Raw genomic sequence first — 23469 nt, 5'->3', positions numbered from 1 at the left:
TTTGAGATCAGTGATGAAATCCAAGGATGGGACCATAAAACTACGAGGTTGGCGTTACTTTACGACGACTGCCAGAACGTCGCGAGCCGAAAGTACCAGGTACTCTTCGTTGCCGACCTTAACTTCGGTTCCACCGTACTTCGAGTACAGCACTACGTCGCCTTCAGCAACGTCCAAAGGAATACGGTTGCCCTTGTCGTCGATGCGGCCAAGGCCTACTGCAACAACGGTGCCTTCCTGTGGCTTTTCCTTGGCGGAATCAGGGATGACCAAACCGGATGCGGTGGTGGTTACGGCTTCGACCTGCTTGATGACAATGCGGTCTTCGAGTGGTTTGATGGAGACAGACATGGTCTCTCCTTTTCGTGTATGAACCAATGAATGTAGGGTTTCGCCCTATGGCATTGGACCAACCGTCGTCGCGGTGCCAGTTGGTGTGATCCAGTCAGGCGGTGTGCGTCGCGTAAGCAGAGCTCGCGCTTAGCACCCACTGATGACTTTAGGCCGTGAATTAGCACTCGGTCAAGGCGAGTGCTAATGATTGCCCTAGTTCGTCACACCGGTTCGCGCAGAGCGGACTTTCGCTGATTCTTCGATATCCGCTGGGGCAGACAAATCCATCTCCAGCAATGGCACCACCTTGGATTTAGTAAGGAAGCGATGAATCAGCCATAAGCCGAGAAATAATGGCAGGCCAATGTAGGCGGAGAGCACTTCCAAGCCCTTGCCGGCAACCACGGCCTCGAAGTTCTGCCCGCCAATGACCAACAGCAGCATCACAAAGGCAACGATAGGGCCCAGCGGAAAGAGCGGCGCTTTATAGGGAAGATCCGAGAGGTCATAGCCCTGAGCCACGTACCCCCTGCGGAACCGGTAATGCGAAACTGCGATGCCCACCCAGACAATGAATCCACAGAGCCCTGAGACATTGAGCAGCCAGGCGTACGCCGCACCTTGGCCTACCAGCGCTGCGAGGAATCCGAAGAGTCCCACGGCGGCGGTGGCCAGCAACGCGAAGATGGGCACCCCGCGCGAGTTGGTCCGGCCGAAGATCTTCGGTGCCTTGCCGTCATGCGCCATCGAGTACAGCATGCGCGTGGAGGCGTAGAGCCCCGAATTTCCTGCGGAGAGAATCGCGGTGAGAATGACAGCATTCATTGCGGCGGCAGCGAAGACGATGCCTGCGCGTTCAAAGACCAGAGTAAACGGTGAGGAAGCAACGTCGGCTTCGCCACTGGCCATCAGGCTCGGATCCGTGAATGGCAGCAGAGTGCCGATGACGAAAATTGCGCCAATGTAGAACAGCATGATGCGCCAGAAGACCGTGCGCACCGCCTTAGGTACTTCACGGCGCGGGTCTTTAGCTTCCCCAGCGGCTACACCCACCAGCTCGGTGCCCTGGAAGGAGAACCCGGCGATCATGAAGACCGCCACTATGGACAGCCATCCCCCGTTGAAGACATCTTTGCCTTCGCGCCAGTTAGCTAGCGGGTCGGTATGGCTTCCGAGAATTCCAAAGATCATCAGCACGCCGGCAATGATGAAGGCAATCACGGCAACGACCTTGATCAATGCAAGCCAGAATTCGCCTTCGCCGAAAGCTTTGGAGGACAAGGCGTTCAGTGCCGTCAAGACGATGAGGAATCCGCCGGCCCAGACCCAGCCAGGAACATCGGGCAGCCAGAAACTCATGACAATGCCTGCGGCGACCAGCTCGGCGGCGACGGTGATCGCCCAGTTGAACCAGTAGTTCCAGCCGATGGCGAAGCCGAACGATGGTGAGACGAAGCGAGTGGCAAACGTCTGGAAGGATCCGGCCACTGGGATCTTCGCCGTCATTTCACCCAGAGACTGCATCAGCAGGTAGACCATGAGGCCTACCGCGGCGAACGCCACCAGTGCTCCGCCAGGACCTGCCTGGGCAATGCTTCCGCCGGACGCGACAAACAAGCCGGTGCCGATGGATCCGCCGATGGCGATCATCTGCAGGTGCCGGCTGCTCAGCCCTCGCTTGAGCTGGTTTCCTCCTGTTTCGCCTAATGGTGCTGCTCCCATTGAAGCGCCGCCTCGTTGCGGGACCGTGGGTTGGTCTTTCGTCAGGAATACTTTGCTCACAGGTGACATACAACACGAGTTGAGCCCGGGATGCGATGCGAGTCACAGCCATTTGACGCGCAGCCTTGGAGGCCCCTCGGTCGATTCTTTTTGAGGGTGAATCCTGCTTGTTGAACTCGGCGGCGGAGGATAAAAGCACATGCCGCTGAGGCGCAAAATGAAATCCGCTTATCCCGCATTCATGAAGCAACACTTGCTCACTGGGTATCGAAGGATAAGTAATACTATCCCTAAGTTGGGCTGCTTTTCAGATTTCCAGTCGGGGCATTCAAACGTACACAGGGGATTTTCGGCATGTTTCTTCTTATCTGCTTCATGGTTGCCTGGCTGAAGAATCTTGGATGTGACGCAAAAATGTCATAAAGCCGCACCAGTCTTCGCAGTTGCCAAAACAACAACAAGGCGTCTGGCTTCGTGAGTTGTCCAATGGCGCTTCTTCGACAGGCAAACCATGAATACGCCGAGATTTCCCGACAATGAATCGGTATCAAGCCACCATGAGTCGTCTGGGGGAAGCTATGCGACTGATCAGATACGGCGCGACGTTCTGCTCGCTAAAGGATCAAGTGTAAATTTCAGGCGGAGGGGTCAACCGGCGGTTTCTTGGTGGCGAAGAGCGCGCGCAAAGTTTCTGCCGTGGCTTCCGTAGTGCTCGCGGCGGCCTGCTGGTTCGCTTCGGTGACTGCAGCCAGCATTTCGGCACGCTGGATCTTGATCCCGCGGGGGGCATCAAATCCAATCTTGATTGAATCGCCCTTGACGTCGAGGACCGTCACAACGACGTCCTCACCGATCAGGACCTGTTCTCCGACTTTTCGAGTGAGTACCAGCACCTACTAAGCATACCGGTGTCCCACGGCTCGAGGTTAGTGCCCGGCCCAGCGCACCGGGTAACCCAGCTCGGTGACCGATTGGGCCGAGGACGTCAGTTCTGCGTTCAACGCGAGCACAGCGGAGACGGGGTGCGCCGCCACAACTTGGGACACCCATTGTGCGGTGTCCTCGGCCTTGCGCGAAACGTCCACCGACACCCATAGCTGGTCTGGTTGCAGCTGCGAGATCAGCTGCAACTGGGCGTCCAGAGGTTGTGCAAAAGTCAACGAGAGAGAGACCAGCAAGGTGCGCTGCTGCTCTACCGCGGCGGCGCGGGCGCGCAATGTCCCTTGCCTGTCACTCAAGGGTTTGCGCGAGACCGGGTTCGGATCGATGAGCTGAGCCAGTTCCCCCGCATTGCGGCGAAGAGCAGATCCGTCATCAAGGACAGCCGACGCATCCAGCGCGTCACGGCCCAAGCCAATAACCAGAACCTGCTGGCCGCCGACAGCGGCAGGCGGCAAAACGCGTACGCGGTCACGAAAATGGGCGTTTTCGCGTGCGAGTTCCGCCTCGATTTCCTCCTCGGCGCCCACGAGTCCGGCATGCTGGCTGGCGTCCGGATCCAGCGCAATTACCTGCGCCTCAAGTTCTTTGCCGAAACTCGCGCTGGATTGCTCGGCGGAGCTTTGCCTCGATACAGGATCCATAGCCTGGGTGCTGGCCATGCCTTGTTCTTCTTTGTCGGCACGTTCCAGCAGCTGATGCAGAGACCGTCCGGCTGATGGTTCCTCCGCCTTAGGTTCTCGTTTTCCAGTTTCTGGTATCTGGATCACTGCCTCAAAATGCTCCTTGGAAAAGAACCCGATGATTCCGCCGGTGCGCACTTTTTCGGCTTTCATAATCTGGGCATTCTCACCATATAGTTCTGTCGCCTGCTGCTGGATTTGTTGCAGGCTGGACCCATTAAGCTGATATTGCGTCGGCACTGCGCACCACTCCTACGGTCTCGATGGTGGCCCCACCCGCGGTGGCCTCTTGATATGAGAGCACCGGTATGGCAGACGCTCCAGATCCCAGCAACTTGTGCACCGCCGGGCGCAGCGCCGGAGCGCACACCAGCACCGCAGACAACCCGCGCCGTTCCAGATCATTTGCAATGTTCTTCACCGACTCGAGCACCTTTTCCAACCGCTGCGCATCAAGCATGATCTGGGTGCCGTTTTCCGAGGGGCGCATGCCTTCAAGCATGGTCTGCTCCAACAGCGGATCAATCATCACCACACGCAGCAATTGCCCCTCCAGATATTTGGCCACGATGGCTGGTCCGAGCGCGGCACGTGCCGCCTCGATCAGCCCTTCGGGTTCGGTACCGGTTTTCGCGCGCAGCGCCAGAGCCTCATAAATTCTCGCCAAGTCGTTGATCGGCACCTGCTCGGCGAGCAGCCCCTGCAGCACGCGCTGGACCTCGGCCAGCGAAATGAGCGCGGGAGTAAGTTCCTCAACTGCCGAGGGGTTTAGTTCGCGCACGGAATCTGTCAGCAGACGGACGTCCTCCCTGGTGAGCAGCCGGGCAGCCTGGGCCTGGACGATGGATGAAAGGTGCGTGACGATCACCGATACCCGGTCAATGGTGGTGGCCCCGGTCATCTCGGCATTATGCCGCAACTCAGCTGGGACCCATTTGCCTGCAAGACCAAATACCGGCTCCATCACTTGTTCTCCGGGCAGCGTCTCCAAGTGGTCGCCTAGGGCCAAGATCTTGCCGCGCGGAGCGGTGCCGCGGCCAGCCTCGACCCCGGCAACCTTGATGGCATAGGTGGCAGGAGGCAGGTCCACGCTGTCGCGGGTACGCACCGGAGGCAGCACCAGCCCTAAGTCCATGGCCACTCGGCGGCGCAGGGCGCGCACTCGGGCCAACAGGTCATCTCCCCCACCATTGACCAGGTCCACCAGGTCCGCGGACAGCTGGATTTCCAAGGCATGCACCCGCATTTTTTCCATCAGGTCTTCCGGGGTTTCCTTCGCGGCAGACGCGGCCTCATTCGCCTTGGCCACCTCCAACTGCTGATCCGCCCGGGTACGCGCCACCTTGATCCGCGCCGCGGTGAAGATCAGCAGCGCGCCGATAAGTACAAAGGGCAATTTCGGCATACCGGGTACCAGCGCCAGCGCAATAGCTCCGGCCCCGGCAATTTGCAATGCCGAACGCGACTGCGTCAGCTGCGCGGAGGCTTTGGACCCCATGTCTTCCGACGCGTTTGAGCGCGTGACGATCATGCCGGTAGCCACCGCCATGAGCAATGCCGGAATCTGCGTGGCCAGTCCGTCGCCGATAGTCAGCAGCGCATAGGTGTTCATGGCATCGCCGATGGACATGCCCTGGGAGATCATCCCGATCCCAATGCCGCCCACCAGGTTGATGATGATGATAATCAGCCCGGCGATGGCGTCACCCTTGACGAACTTCGAGGCACCGTCCATCGCCCCGTAGAAGTCGGCTTCCGCGGCAACGTCTGCGCGTCGTTCGCGGGCCTGCGCGTCGGTGATCAAACCGGCGTTCAGATCCGCATCAATGGCCATCTGCTTGCCCGGCATGGCGTCGAGGGTGAATCGCGCACCCACCTCGGCCACACGCTCGGCACCCTTGGTGACCACCACAAATTGAATAACCACCAGGATCAAGAAGATCACAAAGCCGATGATCAGTGAACCGCTCACCGCAATATTTCCGAAGGCCGCAATCACCTCGCCGGCGTAGCCCTGGCCGAGGACCAGACGGGTCGAGGCGACGTTCAGCCCCAGCCGCAGCAAGGTAGCCACCAGCAGCAGTGACGGAAAGACCGAGAAATCCAGCGGCCGCTTGGCAAACATGGTGATCAGCAAGATCACCAGCGCCAGCAGGATGCTCACGGTGAACAGGAAATCAAGCAATGCTGCCGGGACCGGAACCACCAGCAGCATGATGATGCCCACTACACCGAGCGGCACAGCAATTTTGGGCAGTGCAGAGAAGTTCATGACTGGTTCCTTCCATGGTCACGCGCTGCGGTACTGGACCGCGGATTCGGGGAGGCATGCACGCCGGTGGACGCACCCCGGGCTTTCAGCGACATCACGAAAGCCAGCACTCTGGCCACGTCGTTGTAGCATTCGACGGGGATTTCATCGCCCAGCTGGCATTCGCTGTGCAAGGATCTGGCTAAGGGGATGTCACGCACCATGGGCACTTTCTTGTCGGCGGCTTCCTCGCGGATGCGGGTCGCCACGTGGTCAGCTCCCCTGGCCACGACCTTCGGCGCGGCAACACCGCGCTGATAGCGCAGTGCGACGGCCACATGCGTGGGGTTGATGATCACCACGTCCGCGTCAGCCACCGCGGCGATCATCCGGTTCCGGCTCATATCCATGGCCCGGGCCCGGCGCTGGGATTTGATCAACGGGTCACCCTCGCTGCGCTTGTTCTCATCGGTGACTTCCTTGCGGGTCATGCGTGTGTGTTTCCGGTTGCGCCGCTGCACCATGAAGACATCTGCCGCGGCCAATACCAGACCTGCAATCACCGAGGCGCGAATCAACGACGCGGTCCCCTCGGAACTTGCAGAGAGCAATGAGGACAACGGCAAGGAACCAGACTGGAGCAGCAACGGCATCAACGAAGCAATGACGAACCACAGCACCAGCCCGATCACCACGACCTTGAGCAAGGCCTTGATTCCCTGCCAGAGCGCCTGAAAGCCGAAGACCCGCTGCACACCGGTGAGCAAGTTCAGGTTTGCCGGATCCAGTTTGAACGTGCGGAAGCGGATGCCTCCCTGGATCGCGGCGGTGGCCACGACCACCACCAGTACCACGGCAAACAACGGCCCCAGGATGAATCCCAAGGTGGACATGCCATCACCGAGCACCGTGATCAGAGTTCCGGGCTGCGGATCCAACGCGATCCCATCCAGCAAATACAGCGATTCGCTCGCCGCCTCCCGGCCCCGGGTAATCACCCCGGGAAGCATGACCGCCGCGGCACCGATGCCCAGCCAAGCGGCAAGATCCTGCGAACGGGTCATCTTGCCTTTGGAGTGGACCTCCTTCATGCGCTGGGCGGTGGCCTTTTCGCTGCGCTCGCCCGAATCCTGGCTCATGATCCGGCTCCCGGGAACAAGGTCAGCGCTTCGCGCACCAGTGCCGAAACTACCGCGGGAAGCACCACAAACACCGAGCTGGCAAGCATCAGGGTAATGAAGATCTTCAAGGGGAACCCCATGGCAAAGGCATTCAACGCCGGGGCGGCGCGGGTCAGCAGTCCCAAGCCGATATCGGCCAGCATCAGCACCACCAGCAACGGACCGGCAATCTGCACGGCTGAGAGAAACATCTGGCCAAGCGCCGCGCTCAGCGATTGCGCGCTGGAACCCAACGCGATCCCGGCACCCAGGGAGATCGCATCAAATGAGCGGAACAAGCCGGCCAGCACCAGCTGATATCCGTCCGAAGCCACCAGCAACGCGAGGGCTGCAAAATGGAAGAAACGGGCAAACTGCGCGCCGTTGACCATGGATTGCGGATCGAAGCCCTGCGCCATAGCGAAACCGCCGAAGTAGTCAATCAGGCCGCCTGCTGATTGAATGGCAGCAAAAACAAGCATGACCATAAAGCCCATGGCCGCGCCGGCCAGCAGTTCTGCCACGAGTGCCGCCATGTAGTCACCGGTGCCCAGCGAGGTGTAGCGCTCGTTGAGCCGCGGGGTCACGGCCAACGCCAGGCAGACCCCGAGCATCGCTTTGATGCGCAGCGGAATGGCATTATGCGAGAACGGCGGGGCGATCACCAGGAATGCTGTCACCCGCACTGCGGCAAGCATCAGGACTTCCAGGAACTGCAGCGGCAGCGTGGCCAGCAAACTATCCGCCTCCCAGCAGTCCGGGAATCTTGTCGAACAGCTCGTGGGTGAACGCGACGATTTCCGAAATCATCCAGTGCCCGCAGACCAGCAGTGCAATGGCCACAGCTACGGCCTTGGGCACGAAGGACAAGGTGATTTCTTGAATCTGAGTCATTGACTGGAATAGGGAAATGGCGAAGCCCACCACCAGCGAGGTGATCAGCACCGGTGCCGAAAGTTTTGCTGCGATCAGCAATCCTGACATGCCAATGTCCAATACGGCGTTGGAGTCCATGGTTAGCCGCCCCCGCCTTGATAGGAACCGATCAGCGAGGTGATGATCAGGCCCCAGCCGTCAACCAGCACAAAGAGCAGGATCTTGAAGGGCAAGGAAATCATCACCGGTGGCAGCATCATCATGCCCATGGACATCAGCGCCGAGGACACCACCAGGTCGATAATGAGGAAGGGAACAAAAATGACAAAGCCGATAATAAATGCTGCTCGCAGCTCGGAAATCATGAAAGCCGGTATGAGCGTGGTCAGCGCGACATCATCGGGGGAACCCGGGTTTGGCAGGTTCGCTGCCCTGGTCATCAATGCGATATCCGCCTCGCGCGTCTGGCCGAGCATGAATTCGCGCAACGGCACCACGCCGACTTCCAGCGCCTTGGGCAAGTCGATGCTGCCATCCAGATAGGGCTGCACCCCGATCTCGTTCATGGAGCTGAGCACCGGGGCCATGATGAACAGTGAAAGGAACAGCGCCAGCCCTGCAAGCACCTGGTTCGGCGGAATGGTTGGCAGCGCCAAGGCATTGCGGGTGAAGGCCAGCACCACGAAGATCTTGGTGAAGGAGGTCATCATCAGCAGTAGAGCCGGGGCAACCGAAAGCAGCGCGATCGCAATCAACGTGACGATGGCGGAGCTCGGAGTGCCGTTCGGGCCATTAATTTCTACGGAAAGTCCGCCGTTGCCATCGGTGGGGTTCGGTGCCACCGGTACTGCAAAACTCGGAATAGCCGCGGCCAGCTGCCACAGCAGCAGCACGGCCAGGATGGCTCCGAGCAGCAGCGTGCGGCGAAGCCACAGCGAACGGGAAATTGCGATTGTTCTCTTGTGAAGCTGCATTAGCGTACTGTCCTGCGCAAGGCCTCGCGCATGTTCCGCCAGGTCTGCGCCGAAAGTATCGAGCCGGCCAGCGGATCTGCCAGGCCGTTGAGAGCTTTGAAGTTCGCAGAGCTCCGGTTCAGCGTCAGAGCAAATGCTTTTTCGCGCTCCCCCTCAGTATCCTGGCTTTCAACTGGCTGCCCGTCCGCCGGTTCTTCAGATTCTTCGATTTCGGGTGCTTCATAAGAATCCAGGACGTTGACGCTGGATTCTGCGACTCCCAGCAGGTAGCGGCGCCCGGATACTTCCACCAGGGCAAGACTGGACTTCGCCGCCAGCTGTTTGCGTTCAATGATGCGAAGCTGCGCGGAAGGCGCTGCACCCATACGTGCACCGAGCTTCTTGCGCAGGTAGAAAAGCAGCCCGAAGACCGCCGCCAGGGATACTATGACCCGAAGCAGCATGAAAAAACTATCCACGGCTAGGCCGGTCCCCCATCAACATCAAGAATCTGGGTAATGCGCACGCCGTAATCCTGGTCCATGACCACAACCTCGCCCTGGGCGATGAGCCTGCCATTGAGCAAGATGTCCGCCGGCGCGCCTGCCGAACGATCAAGTTCCACTACCGCGCCGGGCTCCAGACCCAGCACATCGCGTACCGACATTCGAGTGCGGCCGATTTCCACTGTCAGCGACATGTCCACGTTATTGATCCGACCCAACCTGCTGGCGATATCCTCCAGAGGTGCCGGAGCGCCGGTCTCGGCGGCAGGCTGCACCTGCGCGTTGTCACGCAGGCGCATGGCGAAGAAACCTGCGTTCTCACCGGAGACGCGCAATTCAAAGCACACGGTTTCCGGATCTTCGAGAAGTGCTTGGGCGCTTGGGGCATTCTGCGTGGAGAGCACTCCGGCACCGAGCACCGCCGTGGACGCTTCCAGCGCCGGACGCAAAAGATCTGCGGTGGAGAAGCGAGCCGAACGGCGCTGTTCTCCGGCACCGAGCAGTTCAGCATTCACCTGCAAGGCAACTTCGGCAGAAGGCTGTCCTACAAAGCTTGCGCCGACAGTCTCGCCGGCGGTGAGCTTCAAAAGTTCACCGCGTGCGCCGGTGAAGGGCACTGCCTCGACCGACGAGTTGGCCGGAAGCATGGCCGCCAGGGCTTCCGCCGCGGCGCTATACAGTGCGACTGAATGCAGTGCGGTCGCGGATGGGGTCTGTGAACTCATAGCGAATTCTCCTCGGTCGAAACGATGACTGCGGCAATCCGGCCGCCACGGGTTCCAGCCGCGGCGGTACCCAGCCGGCGGCCTTCTATGGAAAGTTCAAATGGCTTGTGTACTCGATGCCCCAGCGGGAGCACGTCTCCCACAGCCAGATTCAGGATGTCTTGGGGTTTGACCGTGGCGGACTTGACGCTCAGTGCGACTTCCACCGGGACCGTGGCCACCGATTGGCTCAGCAGTCCAGCGGCTTCCTCCACCGGGGTGCGCGGGTTCGCGTCTCCCAGTTGGGGCAGCAGCAGATCTGCCGGAAGCGCAACGGATGATGCAACCCGGTGCTCCCCCACCCGGATCTGGAGCTTGACCACAATCATGATCTCGGACTTCGGGGCCGCCTGGGCGAACTGCGGCTGGTGGCTCAGCGAGAGCACCGATATTTCGCGGTGCAGCAAGGAACCCAGCGAATAGCGCAGATCTTCCAGGGCCTCAACCATCAGTGCCCGCACGAGAGTCTGCTCGATACGCGTGAAGGGACGTTCGGGCGCGTCGATATCGGTGCTGCTGCCCAGCATGTGAGCTACCCAATTCAGTGCCTCGGCCGCAGGGAACTGGATGACGGTACGGGCCTCGCGGCCCTCGACTTCGCAGAGCACCATGGTGGTTTGCGCGGGAAGTTCGGCCACATAGTCGTCGTAGCTGAGCATGGACACCGATTCGAGGGTTGCTTGGGACAGCACCCTGAGTTTTGCCGTCAGCTGGGTTCCCCATTGACGGGCAAAGGTCTCGAAGGCCATCTCCAGCACCCGGGCATGTTCGCGGCGCAAATTGGTGGGACGGCGGAAATCATAGACTACTGCTTTGGAGGCCTTGGCAGAGGAGAATAGCGAGCCGCCGGATCCGGCAACGCCCGCGGGCATAGAAGTCACGAACCGCACTATCGGCACAAAAACCGTGCTGGTTAGCCAAGTGCGCAAATTCTTCGCGCAACGCACCAACAAGTGGGATAAAAGACTACTTCACCTGTGCTAACAGATTTCTGACCGATTCTGGCTGATCGGAGAGCACCACAATATCCACGCGCCGGTTCAGCGAGCGCTTCTCATTTCCCTTTAAAGGGCGGGCATCGCCGTAGCCCACGGAGGCAATATGGTCAGGGGCCACCGATCCGTCCTCGACCATGGCGCGCAGCACCCCCGTGGCCCGGCTGGCGGACAGTTCCCAGTTGGTGGGGTACGGATCAATCGGGCGCAGTTCGTCGGCGAAACCTTCCACCTGGATATGCTTGCCTGAGTCCGCCAAGATGGGGGAAATCGCGTCGATGATTTCTTCGGCTTCGTTTGCCAGCTCGGCACTGTTCGGGACAAAAAAAGTTTCGGCGCTCACCAGGAGCACCGTCAGTCCGCGTGCGTCGATATTGTATGCAGCCACCCCGGCATGGCCGGTCTCCACGAGTTTTGCATCTATTTTCTTGCGCAGCGCGTCGAGTTCCGAATGTTCTGCTTCGGCCCGCTTAGCCAGTTCTTCGGGGCCCATACCCTCAAGCGTCGTATCTGCCAGCAACCCGGTGGTACCCGAGAGTTCCGGCGGCACCACGACTCCCTCGGCGGTGTCGATGCGCTGGATGTCTTCGACGCCAAACCCTGTAGCCAACGAGTCCTTCAACGCCGCAAATTTACCCTGGTCCACCGTGGACATGGCATAAAGCACGATGAAAAGGCACATCAGCACGGTGACCATGTCCATATAGGAGGCCATCCAGCGTTCGTGGTTCTCCGGTTCCTGGGCAACGGAAGACCGGCGGCTGCGCCGACGGCTCACGCGGCCGCCTCAAAGCTCTCGGGCTCCTCGGCCACGGCGAGCGCGTTCTTCTTGCCCTTCTTGCCGGCGGCGGTTGGCGGCAGCATGGAACGCAGTTTTTCATCAAGCAGCAAGGGCTGGATGCCGGATTGGATCGCGAGCACTCCCTCCATGACCACATTCATCTGCTCGACCTCGATTTCGGACAGCCGGCGCAGCCTGGCTCCAATAGGCAGCCAGATGAAGTTCGAGGAAACCAGTCCCCACAGGGTGGCGACGAAGGCTGCAGCGATCATATGCCCCAGTTCATCTGGTTTGGAGAGGTTTTCCAGTACGTGGGTCAGCGAAACCACGGTGCCGATAATGCCCACGGTCGGCGCGTAGCCGCCCAACGTGTTGAACCACTTGTAGCCCACCGCGTCGGCGCGTTCCTTGCTGGAAATATCGTCTTCGAGCTGTTCGCTGAGTTCGTCGCCATCCATGCCGTCGGCCAGTGACTGCAGCGAGCGTGAAAGGAATGGGTCCTTGATGCCGCGGCCTTCGGCCTCCAATGCGAGCAGCCCATCCTTGCGGGCCACCGTAGCCAGCTCAACGAGCTTGTCGATGGTGTCCCCGGCAGGGGCAAGTTTTCCACGAAATGCCTTGGGCAGCATTTTGATTGCCGAGATGGTGTCTTTGATGGTGCCGCTGGCCAGGCCAACCGCCAGGGTGCCGAAGAAGACGATGATCATCGGTGCGGGCAGCAAGATGGAAGTGATGCTGGCGCCTTCCATGATGATCATGGTGAACATGGCGCCGAAGGCCAGCAACAGGCCTATGAGTGTTGCGGGATCCAAGGAAGTCCTTCGTCGAAGCTGCTGGCGGTTAGTGTGTGGCGCGGTCGTGCAGTCGAGCCAAGGAGATGACTCGTGCCCGGTAGCCGGCGCACAGGGAAACGATGTCTTCCATGGTTTCGCGCACCACGTATTTGGCACCGTTGGCCATGATGACTACGGTGTCCGGGTTCTGCTGTATCCGCTCGATCAAGTCTGCATTGACCGCTACGCGGGTGTTGTTCAGTCTGGTTAAAACGATCAAGTCCACCCAGTCCTTTCACCTGCCAACTCTCGGCAGGAACGCGCTACGCGTTAGCTGCGTTCCTGCCCAGAGCCGCGCGGCTAGCGCTTGAGGTTTGTCAGTTCTTGGAGAATTTCATCTCCCGTGGTGATGATGCGTGCGTTGGCTTGGAAACCGCGCTGGGCCACAATGAGGTTGGTGAATTCTTGGGACAGGTCCACGTTGGACATTTCCAGCATGCCCCCGGAGATGGAGCCGAAGCCGGCGGAACCCGGAGTGCCGAACTCGATGGCTCCGGAGTTGGCAGTCACCGAGTAGGAGGAGCCGCCATTTTTCTGCAGACCCGCAGGGTTTGTCACGTTGCCCAGAGCAATCTGCGCCACGACTTGCTGGGTGCCGTTGGAGAAGGCACCGGTCAGCGACCCGTCGGCGCCGAGGGTGAAGGACTCAAGGGTTCCTGCGGCACGTCCGTTCTGGTTGGCGATGGACACCGTGCGCAGTTCCGCGTACCCGGTCAGACCGCTCAAATTGACGTTGACACCCTTGAACGCGGTGGTTGCCGGTCCGGTCAGTGAGCCGTCTGGCTGCTGGGCCAAGGCCGCAGTGGCACCGGTGCCATCGCTGTTCGCCACGGTCCAGCCGTTGCCGGTGCGGGTGAAGCTGAGCGAAAGCATCGATGAGGTGCCGTCAGCAGCGAAGATCTCGATTTCGCGCACCAACTGCTCACCGGGCGCTGCCTCCTTTGGCAGGTTGCCTTCCATGGTGGCGGCGGTAGTGGCGCTGCCCGGAGAAAGCATTCCCTTGGGCAGGGCAATATCGCTGAGCGCTCCACCCGTGGCAAGGTTCCCCGCATTGTCAGCCATCCAGCCCTGGACAATGCCGCCGTCCGGGCTGACCAGCCGCCCATTGGCATCAAAGTCAAAAGCTCCGGCGCGGGTCAGCGAGTTGGCGTTGCCGTTGCGGGTGACAAAAAATCCGTCGCCGGCAATCATCATGTCCGAGGAGCGCCCGGTGTTCTGCGCGGCGCCTTGGGCGAAGTTCGTGGTGATTCCAGCTACCTGCACACCCAGTCCAACCTGTGCAGGGTTGCCGCCGGCGGCGTCCTCTGCAGGTGCGGTGCCACCCTGGGTCATTTGCGACAGGGTGTCCTGGAACTGGACCGATGAGGATTTGAAGCCGGAGGTGTTGACGTTGGCAATGTTATTGCCGGTGGCGTCCAGCATCGTCTGGTGGGCGCGTAGACCTGAAATTCCTGAATACAGTGAACGGAGCATTTTAAGACTTTCTATGTAAGGAGAATTGCTCGGGGATGTGCTCTAGTTGGTGTTCGTGGCTAACTCAAACGTTCTGGCTTTCGCCCGGTGTTCCTTCCGGTTCCGGGGCCACCGGTTGTTCTGCGGCTGGCGCGGCATTTACCTTGATGACCTGTGCGTAGGGAATCAGCTGTTCACCTACCCGCAGTAACGGACCATCCTCGTTGAAGGACACCGAGTCCACCACTCCGCTGACCGGCGGCTCGGATCCGGTGGTGATCTCCTGGCCAATCAGCGCCGCTGCTGCCTGGCGCGCTTGGATATCCAGGGCAGATTGCTGGGTAGCGGCCAGCGTGTTCATCCGCTCCATGGAGGCCAGTTCCGTGGCTTGGGATATCATCTGGTTGCTGTCCATCGGAGAGCTCGGGTCCTGGTTGGCCAGCTGAGTGACCAGCAGGTGCAAAAAGACCTCGGAGTCCATGGCTTGCTTGGGCGCACGGGTGACTGTTTCCGTATTCCCGAATTGGGAGGGTTCAATGGCAGAGACACTCATGGTTCTTCCTTCCTTAGGCGATCACGTCGAGTTGAGCCGAACCGGCCGGTCCGGTCTGTGCTGGGGGTTCGGCCGCTGGAGCAGGTTCTCCGCTGACACCTGCAAACTGGGAGGCCACGTATTCGGCAGTGCGCGAACCCCAGGGATTTGGTGTCTGAGCACCGGAGTGCTGCTGCTGTTGTGCTGATTGTTCTCCCGAGGCCAGGTTGAGCTGCCCGCCTCCGGTGGCAGCAAGTTCCTTGCGCAATTCCGGAAGCATGGCGCGTAATGCTTCGCGCCCGGCTTCGGTGGGAGCGCTGACATCCAGGCGCAATCCCTCGGTACCGAGGTGGGCTTTGACAGTGACCGGACCGAGGTTTTCCGGAGCGACATTGATGCTGATGGTTTTCTCCCCATTGGCCTCGGTGACCAAGGTGGTGATGGGCCCGATGAGTTGTCGATGCAGGGCCGGGTACACCGGATTTGGCCGAGGAGCATGTGCTGCGGCAGTTGGCGCGGCCTGCGGAGCATCACCGGTGATGAGCTGAGGCACGCTGGAATGCGTCGCTGGCACAGCAGCAGCCGTTTCCTCTGCTGCCGTGACGGCTGCAGTCCCAGTCAGCACCTGTTGCGAATTCATGATGCTGGAAGCCGGCGCGGTAGCTTCCATGCGTGCCGGTCCCGCTATTTGCATCGGTGCCTGGGTAGGCACAGGAGCTGGCAGCTGTTCGGGTTCACCGGTGGTCGATGGAGATACCCTGGCCGTTTGTACCGGCGTTGTTTCAGCTATGGAGAACTCCGGGATTTCTGATGCAGCTACGTCGGTGCGCGAAGCCGCACTCGGCGCAATCACGGCTTCAGCCACCAATACGGTGCCGTTGCCGTGAACCGGTGCTGGTTCAAAGTTCTGCGGCCGGGCAGAGTCCAAGGGACGGGCAATTTCCTGTCGCGGTGCCGAGCCAAGAGCAGTGTTTTCTGGGGCCAATTCGCCCAGTGGATCAATGGCCTGCGGCGCTCCAAGTTCGGTGATTTCCCTGCCGGCCGAGACCTCGTCCGTCCCGGGGTGGGAGAAACCTTCTGCTAAGGAAGATTCTTTGCCCGGTGAGGTGATCAATGCATTGTTTTGCATTTGATCCGGAGCTGCGGGGGTTGCCAGTATCGGACTAAGAGACGGCGAGTCCTGCTCCAGGCGCAGATCATGGATTGTCCCGCTCTCGACACGGAGCATCAAGGATTTTGCCACCTCTAGTTGCTGGGTACCGAAGAGCTCAGCATTTTGCTCTGTTGGTGCCGCAACTGTGGACACTGCACGGTCTTCGCCTGCGTCCGGCGATGTGTTGCTCAACGGTGCCAGCTCTCCCGGTGCCACACGCAGCAACAGGTTCGTCGCAATGTCGAGGTTCTGCGCACTTCGAACTGCACTTGCAGGCACCTCTTGCGCCGCCACGGCGGCTGGTGTGCCGGAAGCGACGGCTGAAGGGGCCTGGGGAACGTCGATGCGCAGCGTTGTTTGCTCACCGGCACGACTAATTTCACTGGCCAGCACGCTTTGCCGCTGCCCACTAGCTATTTCCGGGGCAGCGGTCGCTGACTTCTCATCTGGGCGTAACGCACCAAGGTGCGTTGCAAGGACATCGGTAAACAGTTGCGCCGGCGCATCCGAGCCAGCGCTGTGCCCACCAGATGTTCCCAGTAGTTCACTACTCAGGGTCACTGAGCTTACGGCTGGAGCAAGAACCCCACCAAGCGAAGTTTGACTATTGCCGATCATGCACCCACCACCTGATTCTCAAAGAGTGCGCGCTGCGCCGTCGCCACAATGTTCTCCACGGCAATGGGATTAGTTGAATTGCCGGATGCCGTTTCGGCGGTTGCAGGAGCTACGGCCGGCACGATACGGCGAATAGTCATGATGGTTGCGTCGGTTTCAAACAGTTCTCGGATGCTCACCGTTTCACCGGGACGTGGCGCATGGATCATCTTGTTGTCGCCCAAATAAATGCCTATATGTCCGCCGCCCCGAGTCACTATCAGATCTCCGGGCTTGGCTTGCGCGAGCGAAGGAACTTCGGTGCCTTCCTTCGCTTGCTGGCGGGCCACACGAGGCAAGGAAATTCCTAGATCCTTGAAGGTGTGCTGCACGAAGGAGGAACAGTCCAAACCTACGTTCGGATTGTTCCCTCCCCAGACGTAGGGCACGCCCAAGTATTTTTTTGCTGCCGCAACGACTGCGGTACCGTCGGCTCCGCCGGCAGTCGCCGGAGGCTCGGCTACCGGGGAGACTGGCCTCTTTGCCTTGATCTCTGCTGGTGCCACCGTTGCTGGCTGTGGTGCATTGGTTTTCTGGGATTGTGTTGTGGTTTCCACTGCGGTTTGCAGAGCCTGGCTGAAAATTGTGGGTGGGATGGAGCTTGCCGGCGTCGCCACACTGCCGGGAACCGCCGGGGCGCTGGTCGCGGCAGACGCTGTGCTGGCCCGCACTGCCGTCGGTGAGGACTGCCAAGCAACGCCGCTGACCTGAGAAATTGTGTCTTGAATTGCCCCGATGCGGGACATGGCATCACCAAGGCTCATGTGCGGCTTCCTTCCTTGTTTGCAGTGCTGGTCAAATCGTCAAGTATCAGCTGTTCTCGGGCCAGATCCTCAGCACGCAGTTCCGTCACGTGGCGGTGCTCCAGCTTTTCCAGTGCTTTTACCTCGGCGCGCGCAGCTTGATGCGCCTGGGTAGCCGACAACGCTTCGGCTTGCTCGGCCGAGAGCATTGCTTCCATGTCGCGCAGTCCCGCACGGGTGGCGGCGCGCGAAGCCATCAGAGCCAGCAGGGTGTCGCTGTCTACCGGATAGCTTTCACCGCCTGCCAGTTCTTGGCGCATGGCTTCATGTTCGCTGCGGCGGCGTTGCACCTGTCGGTTGGCGTTGGACAGTTCTCCCGCTGCTTTGGTCTCTTGCAGCCGGCGAAGCCGCAACAAGCCAGACAAGCTGAAATTCCTAGGCATCAAGCCACCCCCATGGTGCGTAGCAGTGAGTTCAATTGGTTCCAAGAATCGACTGCAGCAACAGGCTCTTCAAGCCGTTGCTGCAAGAAGGTGTTGATCGCGGCTTCATGTGCCACCGCGGCATCTGCAAGTCGGTTGCTGCCTTGCTGGTAGGCACCAACATCCAGCAGATCTTGAACACCACGGCGTGCTGCCAGTACCTGCCGCAATAACCGGGCACTGCGTCCTTGTTCCGGATTGGTGACCCGGGACGCCACACGCGAGACGGACGCCAACGCGTCGATGGAGGGGAAGTGGCCAGAGACCGCCAACTTTCGGTCCAGCACAATGTGTCCGTCCAACAGTGATCTGGCCGCATCGGCAATAGGTTCGTTGTGGTCATCCCCGTCTACCAACACCGTATAGATTCCGGTGGTCGCTCCGCGGGCTCCGCTTCCTGCACGTTCCAAGAGCTTGGCCAGAACAGAGAAAGTGGAGGGCGGGTAACCGCGTGTTGCCGGCGGTTCGCCAGCGGACAAACCGATCTCGCGCTGCGCCATGGCCACGCGGGTCAGTGAATCCATCATCAGCAAAACCTGCGAACCGGTATCGCGCAGTTCTTCGGCGATTCGAGTGGCTACGAACGCCGCGCGTAGTCGCATCCGTGCTGGTTCATCCGCGGTGGACACGACCACGATGGAACGTGCCAGCCCTTCTGCACCAAGATCTTCTTCCAAGAATTCTCGGACCTCACGTCCGCGTTCACCGACTAATGCAATGACGTTGACCTCCGCTGAGGTGCCGCGCGCAATCATGGACAGCAGCGAAGACTTGCCCACTCCGGAACCGGCAAACAGGCCAAGACGCTGACCTGCACCTACGGTGGTGAGCGTATCCATCACCCGCACGCCCAGCTGCAGGGGCTCGGTAATCCTGCTGCGTTCCAGGGCCGCTGGCGCCTGGTTCTCCAAAGCCACCAGGCTGTGCGTCCCCAATGGACCTTTGCCGTCAATGGGCTGCCCTAATCCGTCAAGGACACGTCCAAGCAACCCCGAACCCACCGGGACCATGGTTTCCCTCCCGCCGATATGGGCGAAGTCGCCCACGGTGATGTCGCGCAGCTCGCCTAGCGGCATGCAATGCAGGAGGTCCTTGTGCGCGGCGACTACTTCTGCGCGCAGCTGTCCCGTTCCGATTTCCAAGACTGTTCCGACAGGTACTTGCAGGCCGCTGACCTGCAGTCCGAGACCTGCTACGGCGCTGACTTCCCCCATCGGTACCGGCCGAGCCGCACGCAGCGCGTTGTGCAGTTCAGGCCAGGAGGTGGTGTCCAGTCTCATCGGCTTTGGCTCCTGAGCGCATCGCTTGCTCGACGCAAGGCGCTGGATATGCGTGCGTCTACAAAGCCACGTTCGCATTCGGCGAGCGCGTCTCCGCGCTCCAGCGTAGGGTCAGCTACCAAGGGGATGCCAGTTTCCGGTGCCACCGATAGTCCCAGGTCCATCAAGTCCGCAGCATTCATGCGGATCGCGCGCACCGGATTACCTATTTCGCGCCCCGCCAGGGCTCGTTCGAGGGCGGCACGCGCAGCGAATGCTGAGTCTTCCAGAGATTTTCCGAGAATGTGTTCGGTCAGCTGCAGTGCCGATTCAATCAGAATATTGCTCGCTGCTTCGATGGTTGGGGCGGTGACTGATTCCACGGCCTTCAACGCCGCCGTCAACGCCTGCAACGCAGCTTGATGCTGGCCATCCCGTGCAGACTCAGCATCTTTGACCACCTGCGCAATACGTTCACGCTGCTCCCGGGCCTGTGACTCCGCGGCACGGATACCCTGGGCATAGCCAATGGCGTAACCACGGGCCTGGAAACTTTCGGCGGCCCCTTCTAGATGGCCTGAATCCTCGGGCGCAACTTCACCAAAGGTTGCGTAGCTGAATGACGCACTGTCATCAGACATAGTCATCCTCATCTCCGCGCTTGATGGTGATCTCGCCGTTGGCTTCAAGTACGCGGATCGACTGGACCACGCTGGCGCGCGCTTCCTCCACCTGCGACAAACGCACCCTGCCCATGGTGGCAACTTCTGCGTCCATGATCTCGGCGGTTCTATCCGAAATATTGGCGCGGATCAGTTCTTCAAGTTCTGGTTCGGCCCCGCGCAAGGCGTAGGCCAAGGTGGCCGCTTCCACTCCGCGCAAGACCCGCTGGACATCGCGGCGTTCGAATTTAACGAGGTCGCTGAAGGACAGAAGCTGGGAACGCAGTAATTCTGCTAATTTTGGATCCCGTGAATCCATGGAATTGAGCAGGTCTTTTTCCATTGCCACATCCGAGTGATTCAGGATGTCGACCAACGAGCGGATTCCGCCGACCTGCTCCACCGGTTCTTGAGCGGTAATGACGGTACCCGTGCGTTTTTTCAGCTCTTCGGAGACCACACGCACGGCCTCGGGTACCGGCGTGCCGATGGTAGCCAGGGCGGTGGCCGTATCGTTGCGCAGCTGCGGATTTAATCCTGCGAGCACGGCAGAAGCCGTTTCCGGCGCCAGGTGGCCAAGCACCAGTGCGATGGTCTGCGGCAGTTCCCCGTCCAGCAGTGAACCAATGTGCGCTGGGTCGGTGCCGTCAAGGAACTCGAAGGTCCGGCCTGCCATGGTCGAGTTGACTCTGCCCATCACTGTCGTGGCCTTTTCTGCCCCGTAGGTCAGTTCCAGCAAACCTGCGGCCACCTCGCGCCCACCACGTGTTCCGGTGCTGCCAGAACTTGCGAGATGATGAATTTCGTCGATAGTGGCATCAACGACGTGGCTATCGACGCGACGCATTTTGACGATTTCAGCGGTAATCTCGTCAGCTTCGAATTCCGTGAATTGACGCAGAACTTCGGCGGCAGATTCCGGGTCGAGCTGCATGAGGACCACCGCAACTTTCTGGACCCCGCTCAGTTCGGTACCGGGAGTGTCAGGTGAACTCATGCGTTTTCCTTCTCATCCATCACGGTACGCAAATAGTCCGCCATCTTGGCTGGCTCGCTGGCAGCCAAGGCGGAGAGTTCCTCCCGCTTGGCGGTTCTGGACTGTTCCACGGCTGGCATCGATTGAGCCAATGCCGGCACCTGGGCGAGCGCCACGGTATCCGAATGCATCAAGGGCGCCGCGGCGACGGGCTCAATAGGAGTCATCTCCCGCAATTCGCCCAGGTTCACCAATTCGCGTTTCTGCTTATGACGCCGCGCGTAGACTGCATAGCCGGTGAAAAGAATCAGAGCCAAGGCAATGACACCGGCGATCATCAGGTTGCGCATCAAATCCGCCTGGCGGGCGGCTGCCGCCGCATCGTTGGCTTCAGTCAGTGCGGCTTGGGCTTCGGCTGCAGCATCGGTATTGAACGGAACCACTGAAACATTCACTGTGTCGTTCCGGGTGGTTTCAATGCCCGCTGCGGCGCTGACCAGAGCTGTAACCTCGTCAATATCCAAGCCACCTGCGGCGGCCTGGTCAATGGCCACCGAGACGCTTTGGCGATTCAGAATTCCAGCAGGAATTTCGCGAGTCTCTGTGACCTTGTTGATTGCATTGGTCTTGTTGGTGTCGCTGGAGGAGAAGGTGCCTTCGCGGGCGTTATCGGCGCCTTCCTCGTTGGAACCTAGAACGCCTGCACCAGCACCGGCCCCACTGCCTTCGTATTCCTCTTCCTTGCTGGATTCGGTCAGCACCGGGTTGCCGTCTGGATTGGTGAAGGACTCCTCGACGCGGTTAGCCGATTCCAGGCCGACGTCAGCGGCTACCGCTACCGTGGCATTTCCCGGACCCACCACGCGGTCAAGCATTGACTGGACAACGCCTGCAACTCGGGTTTCATAGTCGGTTGCTTGCTTGTCTGTTCCGCCGTTCAAGCCCACACCGGCAGCGGAGAGCAGCTTTCCGGTGGAATCAACCACGGAGATATTATCGGCAGATAATCCATCCACGGCTGCAGAAGTCAGATGGACAATGGCTTTGACCTGGGCGGGGTCAAGTGAGACATTCGGCTGGGTTTCCACGAAGATTGACGCGGTAGGCTCGGTTTTTGAATCAACGAACACGGTATCTTCCGGAATGGCGAGCTTCACCGAGGCCGCAACAATGCCATCCATTCCCTGAATCGTGGAGGCCAGTTCTCCTTCCAAAGCCCGCTTGTACGTGACCGACTGTTGGAATTCACTGGAGGTCACTCCCATATCGTCCAGCAACGAATATCCACTGGTTGAGGCGCCCGGCAATCCTGCCGCGGCAGCTTTGAGCCGTGAATCATAGACGTTGGCTTCGGGTACCAGAATGGTCCCTCCCCCGCCGGTGAGTTCATAGGGAATCGAATCAGATTTCAACTGCTCAACAATGGCAGAGGCATCAGTCGCCGAAACACCCGAGAACAATGGAGTCATTTTAGGCTGGTTCATGAAGGTCACCAATGCCATGGTTCCCAAAGCCAGTACGGCTATGCCGATAATTGCAATGGTCTTCTGGGCAAGGGTAAAGCCGCGGATCGCGGACATGGCATTTGCCAGCGGGGTGGGAAGTGATGCCACTAGGCCTGCATCCTCATGATCTCGTTGAAGGCTTCCACGCCGCGGTTACGGAAGGTGGCTGCCATTTCCAGCGCCACCGAGGCACGCGTGGAGGCCAGAGTTGCCTCGTGGATGTCGGTCAGTTCTCCAGTCACTGCCTTGATGGCGAGGTCATTGGAGGTTCCCTGCAGGCTCTGGACCTCATTGACCGCTCCGCCAAGTTTCTCGGCGAATACCGAGCCGTCGGTGCCAACCGATTCCGAAGGCTTCAGGTAGCCGGTAGCTTGGGTAGGGCTTACACCGGAGATCCCGGAGATTTCAAAGGCCATTACTGGTTACGTCCAATCTGCAAAGCAGCTTGATAAGTTTCTTTGGCGCGGTCAACCACCGCGGCATTCACCTGGTATCCGCGCTGAGCCATTACCAGGTTTCCCATTTGCTCGGACATGTCGATATCCGGGTAGCGGACATAGCCTTCCTCATCCGCTAACGGGTGATCCGGCTGGTGGACTACCCGCCCTTCCGGGTCGCCAAATTCAATGCCGGTTGCACGCACACCCGAATTGCCTTCTCCGGCTTGGGCTACGACGTAACGTGCTTGGAAGGCGTTCTCATCGGTGGAGGTGACGTTGTTGGCGTTGGCGAGGTTATCCGAGACCGAGTCAAGCCATTGGCGGTGAACGCTCAGTCCGCTGCCCGCGATGGAAATTGCATCAAACATTAGTTGCTCCGCAAGGCTGTGCGCATCGAGTTGAAGGGTCCCGAGGCTGACTGGGTGGCGAATTGATAGCGCAGCACCGTATCGATATTGGACAGAGTTTCCGTATCGAGGTTGACGTTTGAGCCGTCTAGGCGCGTGGGCGCTGTGGAATTCTGTGTTTGGGCGTCAACTTGTCCGCCGCCGTCTGCCACGGACTTGGCGAGCGCATTCTCGAATTCCACGCGGCGGGCCTGATATCCGGGTGTGTTGACGTTGGCGATGTTATTGGCGATGGCGCGCTGGCGCAACGCCAAACCATCCAAGGCACTGTTCATGGCCAAAGAGGTGACGGATTCGAACACGAGGAATGACTCCATAATGTTTTTGCTGTAGCCCATCCGTGGGCATCAAGGAAAAGAGCAATCCGTGCTCTATCTAGACAATCGGCACATCTGTCAGCTGCGT

General features: G+C 59.8%; 27 protein-coding genes. All 27 read right to left on the bottom strand.

Going from position 1 to position 23469, the window contains the following annotated elements; translation table 11 throughout:
• Positions 1 to 54: 54 nt before the first annotated feature.
• Positions 55 to 351 (bottom strand): co-chaperone GroES, encoded by a 297-nt coding sequence (gene groES, locus IEX04_RS15035; RefSeq protein WP_096253924.1) that lies wholly within the window; start codon positions 349 to 351, stop codon positions 55 to 57.
• 195 nt (positions 352 to 546) lie between these two features.
• Complete coding sequence (locus IEX04_RS15030; RefSeq protein WP_188686805.1) at positions 547 to 2055, bottom strand: amino acid permease; 1509 nt, start codon at positions 2053 to 2055, stop codon at positions 547 to 549.
• A 635-nt stretch (positions 2056 to 2690) separates the two neighbouring features.
• Positions 2691 to 2948, bottom strand: coding sequence for a carbon storage regulator CsrA (gene csrA / locus IEX04_RS19030; RefSeq protein WP_188686802.1), 258 nt, complete (start codon positions 2946 to 2948; stop codon positions 2691 to 2693).
• 33 nt (positions 2949 to 2981) lie between these two features.
• Entirely contained in the window at positions 2982 to 3917 is a 936-nt protein-coding gene (locus tag IEX04_RS15020) for a hypothetical protein (protein ID WP_188686799.1), read from the bottom strand.
• Positions 3895 to 5949, bottom strand: a complete 2055-nt coding sequence (locus IEX04_RS15015) for a flagellar biosynthesis protein FlhA (protein ID WP_188686796.1) — start codon at positions 5947 to 5949, stop codon at positions 3895 to 3897. The genes IEX04_RS15020 and IEX04_RS15015 overlap by 23 nt, the downstream gene beginning before the upstream one ends.
• Positions 5946 to 7067: an EscU/YscU/HrcU family type III secretion system export apparatus switch protein gene (locus IEX04_RS15010; RefSeq protein WP_188686793.1), complete on the bottom strand. Its 1122-nt coding sequence runs from the start codon at positions 7065 to 7067 to the stop codon at positions 5946 to 5948. Before IEX04_RS15010 ends, IEX04_RS15015 begins: the two co-directional genes overlap by 4 nt.
• Complete coding sequence (fliR, locus tag IEX04_RS15005; protein WP_382344652.1) at positions 7064 to 7825, bottom strand: flagellar biosynthetic protein FliR; 762 nt, start codon at positions 7823 to 7825, stop codon at positions 7064 to 7066. The genes IEX04_RS15010 and fliR overlap by 4 nt, the downstream gene beginning before the upstream one ends.
• A 1-nt stretch (position 7826) precedes the next feature.
• Complete coding sequence (gene fliQ, locus IEX04_RS15000) at positions 7827 to 8102, bottom strand: flagellar biosynthesis protein FliQ (protein ID WP_188686791.1); 276 nt, start codon at positions 8100 to 8102, stop codon at positions 7827 to 7829.
• Between the two features lie 2 nt (positions 8103 to 8104).
• On the bottom strand, positions 8105 to 8938 hold the full coding sequence (gene fliP, locus IEX04_RS14995) for a flagellar type III secretion system pore protein FliP (RefSeq protein ID WP_188686787.1): 834 nt from the start codon (positions 8936 to 8938) through the stop codon (positions 8105 to 8107).
• Positions 8938 to 9381 carry a FliO/MopB family protein gene (locus tag IEX04_RS14990; RefSeq protein ID WP_188686784.1) on the bottom strand — a complete coding sequence of 148 codons (444 nt, stop codon included), beginning with the start codon at positions 9379 to 9381 and terminating at the stop codon, positions 8938 to 8940. Before IEX04_RS14990 ends, fliP begins: the two co-directional genes overlap by 1 nt.
• 17 nt (positions 9382 to 9398) lie before the next feature.
• Complete coding sequence (fliN, locus tag IEX04_RS14985) at positions 9399 to 10148, bottom strand: flagellar motor switch protein FliN (RefSeq protein WP_188686781.1); 750 nt, start codon at positions 10146 to 10148, stop codon at positions 9399 to 9401.
• On the bottom strand, positions 10145 to 11059 hold the full coding sequence (locus IEX04_RS14980) for a flagellar motor switch protein FliM (RefSeq protein WP_188687030.1): 915 nt from the start codon (positions 11057 to 11059) through the stop codon (positions 10145 to 10147). The genes fliN and IEX04_RS14980 overlap by 4 nt, the downstream gene beginning before the upstream one ends.
• Positions 11060 to 11153: 94 nt before the next feature.
• Positions 11154 to 11960 carry an OmpA/MotB family protein gene (locus IEX04_RS14975; protein ID WP_188686778.1) on the bottom strand — a complete coding sequence of 269 codons (807 nt, stop codon included), beginning with the start codon at positions 11958 to 11960 and terminating at the stop codon, positions 11154 to 11156.
• Positions 11957 to 12775, bottom strand: coding sequence for a motility protein A (locus IEX04_RS14970; RefSeq protein WP_188686776.1), 819 nt, complete (start codon positions 12773 to 12775; stop codon positions 11957 to 11959). Before IEX04_RS14970 ends, IEX04_RS14975 begins: the two co-directional genes overlap by 4 nt.
• A gap of 28 nt (positions 12776 to 12803) precedes the next feature.
• Positions 12804 to 13016: a flagellar FlbD family protein gene (locus IEX04_RS14965; protein WP_188686773.1), complete on the bottom strand. Its 213-nt coding sequence runs from the start codon at positions 13014 to 13016 to the stop codon at positions 12804 to 12806.
• 80 nt (positions 13017 to 13096) lie between these two features.
• Positions 13097 to 14269, bottom strand: coding sequence for a flagellar hook protein FlgE (locus IEX04_RS14960; RefSeq protein WP_188686770.1), 1173 nt, complete (start codon positions 14267 to 14269; stop codon positions 13097 to 13099).
• Positions 14270 to 14333: 64 nt separating this feature from the next.
• The gene (locus IEX04_RS14955) at positions 14334 to 14801 is read right to left on the bottom strand and encodes a flagellar hook assembly protein FlgD (protein ID WP_188686767.1); all 468 of its coding nucleotides are present in this window, start codon (positions 14799 to 14801) and stop codon (positions 14334 to 14336) included.
• Between the two features lie 13 nt (positions 14802 to 14814).
• Positions 14815 to 16551 (bottom strand): flagellar hook-length control protein FliK, encoded by a 1737-nt coding sequence (gene fliK / locus IEX04_RS14950; RefSeq protein WP_194446463.1) that lies wholly within the window; start codon positions 16549 to 16551, stop codon positions 14815 to 14817.
• Positions 16548 to 17354 (bottom strand): C40 family peptidase, encoded by an 807-nt coding sequence (locus IEX04_RS14945; RefSeq protein WP_229677178.1) that lies wholly within the window; start codon positions 17352 to 17354, stop codon positions 16548 to 16550. The genes fliK and IEX04_RS14945 overlap by 4 nt, the downstream gene beginning before the upstream one ends.
• Complete coding sequence (locus IEX04_RS14940; protein ID WP_188686760.1) at positions 17351 to 17758, bottom strand: flagellar export protein FliJ; 408 nt, start codon at positions 17756 to 17758, stop codon at positions 17351 to 17353. Before IEX04_RS14940 ends, IEX04_RS14945 begins: the two co-directional genes overlap by 4 nt.
• 17 nt (positions 17759 to 17775) lie before the next feature.
• A complete protein-coding gene (locus IEX04_RS14935) occupies positions 17776 to 19095 on the bottom strand; it encodes a FliI/YscN family ATPase (RefSeq protein ID WP_188686757.1) in 1320 nt (439 codons plus the stop codon).
• On the bottom strand, positions 19092 to 19715 hold the full coding sequence (locus IEX04_RS14930; RefSeq protein ID WP_188686756.1) for a FliH/SctL family protein: 624 nt from the start codon (positions 19713 to 19715) through the stop codon (positions 19092 to 19094). Before IEX04_RS14930 ends, IEX04_RS14935 begins: the two co-directional genes overlap by 4 nt.
• The gene (gene fliG / locus IEX04_RS14925; protein WP_188686753.1) at positions 19708 to 20733 is read right to left on the bottom strand and encodes a flagellar motor switch protein FliG; all 1026 of its coding nucleotides are present in this window, start codon (positions 20731 to 20733) and stop codon (positions 19708 to 19710) included. Before fliG ends, IEX04_RS14930 begins: the two co-directional genes overlap by 8 nt.
• Positions 20730 to 22325, bottom strand: coding sequence for a flagellar basal-body MS-ring/collar protein FliF (fliF, locus tag IEX04_RS14920; protein ID WP_308422427.1), 1596 nt, complete (start codon positions 22323 to 22325; stop codon positions 20730 to 20732). The genes fliG and fliF overlap by 4 nt, the downstream gene beginning before the upstream one ends.
• Complete coding sequence (gene fliE / locus IEX04_RS14915; RefSeq protein ID WP_188686750.1) at positions 22325 to 22633, bottom strand: flagellar hook-basal body complex protein FliE; 309 nt, start codon at positions 22631 to 22633, stop codon at positions 22325 to 22327. Before fliE ends, fliF begins: the two co-directional genes overlap by 1 nt.
• A complete protein-coding gene (locus IEX04_RS14910; RefSeq protein ID WP_188686748.1) occupies positions 22633 to 23025 on the bottom strand; it encodes a flagellar basal body rod protein FlgC in 393 nt (130 codons plus the stop codon). Before IEX04_RS14910 ends, fliE begins: the two co-directional genes overlap by 1 nt.
• A complete protein-coding gene (gene flgB, locus IEX04_RS14905; protein WP_188686745.1) occupies positions 23025 to 23366 on the bottom strand; it encodes a flagellar basal body rod protein FlgB in 342 nt (113 codons plus the stop codon). Before flgB ends, IEX04_RS14910 begins: the two co-directional genes overlap by 1 nt.
• Positions 23367 to 23469 lie beyond the last annotated feature (103 nt).

Origin of the sequence: Glutamicibacter ardleyensis (genome assembly GCF_014644555.1) — a bacterium.
GTDB lineage: Bacteria > Actinomycetota > Actinomycetes > Actinomycetales > Micrococcaceae > Glutamicibacter > Glutamicibacter bergerei.
The sequence above is the reverse complement of the archived record's forward strand: the minus strand, read 5'-3'. Positions and strand labels throughout refer to the sequence as shown.